Genomic DNA, 1,721 nt, shown 5'->3' with positions numbered 1-1,721 from the left:
CGACCCGACCGTCGAGCCCTCCCCCGACGGGCGCTCCCCGACCGACGAGCCCTCGGCCGACGCGGACGGAGCACCGCAGAGCCCGCTCCCGCGCACCGAGCTGGCCGAGCCCACCGAGGGAGGCGTCGTGCTCACCACCGGCGACCCCGCCGAGGTGGCCGCGGTCGCCACCGCCCGCGCCGCCGGGGTACCGGTGGTGACCGTGCCCGACGGCGACCCGCGTCGGGAGAGCAGCGTGGTCCAGGCCATGGCGCAGGTCGCACCGAGCACCGTGATCGGACTCACCGCGGCCTTCGGCGCTGCCGAGACCCTCGCGTGGAAGGCGAGCACCGCCGCGACCGGTGTCGAGCTGCCGGGCGGCGGGCAGGTGCTCTTCCCCGGTCGACGGATGATCGCGATCTACGGCACGCCGGGCACCGCCGGGCTCGGGCTCCTCGGGGAGCAGGGCCTGGACCAGAGCATCGGTCGCGTCCAGGACATCGCCGCACGGTACGAGCCGTTGACCGAGGCCACGGTGGTGCCGGCCTTCGAGATCATCGTGACGGTGGCCTCCGCCGAGGCCGGTCCGGACGGCGACTACAGCAACGAGCTGCCCGTCGAGAGCTTCGTGCCCTGGGTCGAGGCCGCCCAGGAGGCCGGCGTCTACGTCGTCATCGACCTCCAGCCCGGTCGCACCGACTTCCTCACCCAGGCGCAGCGCTACGAGGAGCTGCTGCGGTACCCGAACGTCGGGCTCGCCCTGGACCCCGAGTGGCGGCTCGAGCCGGACCAGGTGCACCTGCGCCAGATCGGCTCGGTCGAGATCGACGAGGTCAACCAGGTGGTCGACTACCTGGCCGACCTCACCCGGGAGGAGGCGCTGCCGCAGAAGCTGCTGATCCTGCACCAGTTCCGGCTGTCGATGATCCGCGACCGCGAGCGCCTGGACACCTCCCGCGAGGAGGTCTCGGTGCTGATCCACGCCGACGGGCAGGGCAGCCAGCCCGCCAAGCAGGACACCTGGCGGGCCTTGCGAGCCGGCGCCCCGGAGGACGTCACCTGGGGCTGGAAGAACTTCATCGACGAGGACACGCCGACCCTCACCCCGACCGAGACCTTCCGCGACGTCCGGCCGACCCCGCGGTTCGTGAGCTACCAGTAGGCCTCCGCTCGGCCGCCTGGGCTCGCGCGAGGGCGAGGGCCGCGACGGCCGCGGACAGTCCGACCCCCAGCAGCAGGGGGAGGTAGCCGCCGGTCGCCGTGACCGCAGCACCGACGGCGAGGGGCGCCACGACCCGACCCGCGGTCACCGCCACGGTCTGCCTCCCTGAGACCCGCGCGTACACACCAGGGTCCACGTAGGCCCCGAGCAGGGCAGCGCGGGCGAGGGTGAGGATGCCGAACCCGAGCCCGAAGAGCAGGACGAAGACGACGACCCCGGCCGGCCGAGGCAGCAGGGCCAGGGCCACGACCCCCACCACCTGACCACCCACCGCGAGCGCGGCCGTCCACGCCAGACCACGGCGTGGACCGACGACGGTCACGAGCACCCGCCCGACCACCGAGAGCGCCCCCAGGGCCCCGGCGGCGATCGCCCCCGCCCCGGCCGAGGTGCCGGTGTCCCGCAGGTACCCGACGAGGTGCACGGCCACGATGGTGACCGCGGCGGTGCCCGCGACCGAGGCGACCGTGAGCCAGGTGACCGTGCGCGAGCGCCAGGCCTCGCGCACCGCGAGGGGCCC

The 1,721-nt window shown here is 74.5% G+C and carries 1 protein-coding gene and 1 pseudogene; one reads left to right on the top strand and one right to left on the bottom strand.

Annotated features, from left to right (window positions below):
• Positions 1-1,141 (top strand): hypothetical protein (locus L0B03_RS17445; protein WP_250448226.1); only part of this gene is annotated, 1,141 nt, incomplete at its 5' end.
• On the opposite strand, the pseudogene L0B03_RS17440 reads toward L0B03_RS17445, so the two are convergent.
• A pseudogene (locus L0B03_RS17440) lies at positions 1,080-1,721 on the bottom strand (hypothetical protein); the annotation flags it as partial. The gene L0B03_RS17445 and the pseudogene L0B03_RS17440 overlap by 62 nt on opposite strands.

The sequence above is a fragment of the Actinotalea sp. C106 genome, assembly GCF_023630195.1.
GTDB lineage: Bacteria > Actinomycetota > Actinomycetes > Actinomycetales > Cellulomonadaceae > Actinotalea.
The sequence above is the reverse complement of the archived record's forward strand: the minus strand, read 5'-3'. Positions and strand labels throughout refer to the sequence as shown.